Genomic DNA, 3002 nt, shown 5'->3' on the forward strand with positions numbered 1-3002 from the left:
ATCGATAACCTTTTGTTGCCCACCTCGAAGTGAATCAAATCCAAATACTTGCTTTAATGATTGCTCAATCATGTCCGTGCCCAACTCCTTTAAAAGCTTGCGAATGATTCTACCTGAATCTATCCTGTTGCTCCTTGTTAAATTGATTGTTTCGGTATGAATAAACTCGAGCTTAAACAGATTATCGTCTCCGCTTTGAAAGAGAAGTGGGAGGTTGCCAAATCTTCGACCCAAAGAGCCATTGATGCAGCGACAGACGAAGAAACGGTGCCTGAGCATAAATATGATACGTTAGCGTTGGAGGCTTCGTATTTGGCTCATGGACAAGCAATGCGTGTGCAAGAGTGTGAACAAGAGATTCATCAATACGAATCACTGACAATCACCGACCAACCTAAGAATAAAGTGGGGGTTGGGGCGTACGTTGTATTGGTATGTGACGATGACAATGAAAAACATCTTTTTGTGGGGCCTTGTTCGGGTGGTTTGAATATCCAATATCAGGGACAGTCGGTTTCCATCATTACGCCTTTGGCCCCCTTAGGCAAAGCAATGATAGGTAAAGAGGTAGGCGATGAGGTGGAACTAAAGGTGTCTGACTCAGTCTATTATTATGAAATTATGGATATTAAGTAGCCCTGTTTGGTCGGGTGTTTAGAAGCATAAAATGGAAAAGAAAGTATGAAAAAATATGCGCTATTTCTGAGTCTTATGGTAAGCCAGGTGGCTGTCGCCGGACAATGTCAGGTGAATCTAAAAAACGAAATTCATCTAAACACTCAGCAGCTTGAGGTTGTTCAAGCCAGCGGTGATAGTGCCGTTGTTGATAACGCTAATGACTTATACATTGGTGGTGAAAAAGTCGATCTGACAGCCGATCAGAAGTCCGCTCTAAAGCAGTACCGCGAAGACATTAATCAATACCTTCCTCAAGCTAAAAAGATTGCCAGTGACAGCCTTGCGCTTGCTAACGATATCATTGATGACGTAGCAGAAAGTCTTGAAGCGCCAGAAGCCTTTGATGATATGAAGGCATCGATGAAGTCGTTCCTTGCCGATCTTGAAGCTCGCTATTATAAAGAGGGCGATTTAGTTTTGCCTGCGGACAGCTTTAATACAATGACGCAATCTTGGAGTGAAGATTTTGAGAAAGCGAAGGCGTTATTCAACAAAGAATTCATTGCCAGTGCGTTTAATGCGATGAGTGAGAAAATGCAAAAAGAGGGCGGTCTCAATTTAACCGAGTTAGCCGATAGCCTAGCTGAGCTGAAAGCGAAAGTGGAACAGCGGCTAGAAGAGCACGATTTAAATGTTGAAAAGCAGACTGAAGAGTTCTGTGATTCACTGGATGGTATGGCTGAGCAAGAAGAGCAACTGCACCAAAAAATCCCTGCATTGAAAGATTACCAACTGTTTACTATCTAAGGCTAGTACTACAGTCGGAAGAAAAAATCGCCAATAAGGAGTATCCGTATTGGCGATTTTCATTATATGAACCATCTAAGAATCAGGTTACCAACAGAGGACTTACTCTGCATTCATTTGGGTCAGCTTGTCACCGACTGGACCAGAGAAATTGAAGCCATCGTGCTCATCCCAATTGATTGACCAGGTCATGACGCCTGCATAATTTGGGTAGGTAAAGCTAGGCACAACCGAACCACATTGTGTTCCCTTAGTTAAACAGTCTAGAGCGTCGAGAATGTTTTGAGTTGGTGCTTGACCAGAGTTCGCAGAGCTAGGCCCCGACGGCAAGCCGATAGCAACTTGATCATCCCTGAGCGGCATGAACATTGAACCGTCAGCAATCTCAAACCCTTCAATCAACATTTTTGACTGAGCGACCATCATGTCGATAGAGCCTTCCGGTGCAGCGCCTGTCATGTACGGGTTTGGTAATCCCCCATTGTTGTATAGTTGAACATGAAGCAAGTCCAACGTGTCACGCACGACATCAATAACCGGAATGTACGCGCCCCAAATACCGCTATAAGCAATCATGCCGCCTTGAACATAAGGATGCTCTGGAGCCATCGTTAGGTACATGTCGCCACCAATGTTCGCTTCGATTTGCAGGAGTGCTCGGCCTAAACGAGCTTGTATCTCAGATCCGTGTAGGAGATTTGAACCACTCTCTAAATCCACATCCAAACCATCGAACCCCCACTCATTGATCAATGCCGTAAGGCTTGAAACAAAGGCGGCTTCATCTTGGTCAGTATTAAGTGTGATAGTGCCTTCTGCACCACCAAGAGAGAGAACGAATACCTTGCCTTGTGCCTGTAGGTTCGCCATATCTTGTTTGAATTGAGCAGGGTCGAGCGCCGCACAGTTGCTGTGTATATCGCCAGAATAGAGGTTGAAATGAACCGTACCATTGCTGTTTCGGTCATTTTCTGCAAACGCAATATCAATGATATCCCAAGCGTTAGACATATCCGCTAAACGCATCGGACACCCTGCACCATTAACAAAATTGTGCCAATAACCGACGAGTTTGTGTTTTTTCGCGGTCTGCTCTACAACCTTAACGGCAGCGGCATCGGAAAGAGCGCTTGCACCACTGGCATCAAACGCTTGAGCAGAAACCGTGAAGCTTCCAAGAGCCGTTGGTATCCAGTTATAGTGATAAGGCGAACTTGTATCTGTACCCACGACAGAGCCGTTTACTAGGAAGTCAACTTTGCTTACTGAGCCGGTTAACGATGTGGCATCTGCGGCAAGTTGCGTAGATTTCCCTAGCCCAATGGTTTTGCCTGCACTTGGTTCCGTTAAAGTGACCACTAAATCTTGATCACTGACCAGCACGGAAGCATAGGCTTCGCTGACATTATTGTCGTTATCGGTGGCTTGAACTCTTATTGAATTATTACCGACAATGCTCGCAGACCACTGAGCGGTATAAGGCGGTTGAGAGATAATTGCCAAGCTTGAGTCATTAACAAAAACTTCGACTTGCGAAACGGTGCCATCTGGATCTTCTGCTTCAACATTAATGTCGA

At 45.1% G+C, this 3002-nt stretch carries 3 protein-coding genes; 2 read left to right on the plus strand and 1 reads right to left on the minus strand.

Features of this window, described 5'->3' with window-relative positions:
* The first annotated feature begins 156 nt into the window (after positions 1 to 156).
* Positions 157 to 636, plus strand: coding sequence for a GreA/GreB family elongation factor (locus tag BCU12_RS05525; protein WP_102403355.1), 480 nt, complete (start codon positions 157 to 159; stop codon positions 634 to 636).
* 45 nt (positions 637 to 681) lie between these two features.
* Entirely contained in the window at positions 682 to 1425 is a 744-nt protein-coding gene (locus BCU12_RS05530) for a YggN family protein (RefSeq protein ID WP_102403356.1), read from the plus strand.
* Positions 1426 to 1527: 102 nt separating this feature from the next.
* Here BCU12_RS05530 and BCU12_RS05535 read toward each other — a convergent pair.
* On the minus strand, positions 1528 to 3002 hold a 1475-nt coding region (locus tag BCU12_RS05535; protein WP_241909753.1), incomplete at its 5' end, for an Ig-like domain-containing protein.

This window comes from Vibrio sp. 10N.261.55.A7, assembly GCF_002877365.1.
Classification (GTDB): domain Bacteria; phylum Pseudomonadota; class Gammaproteobacteria; order Enterobacterales; family Vibrionaceae; genus Vibrio.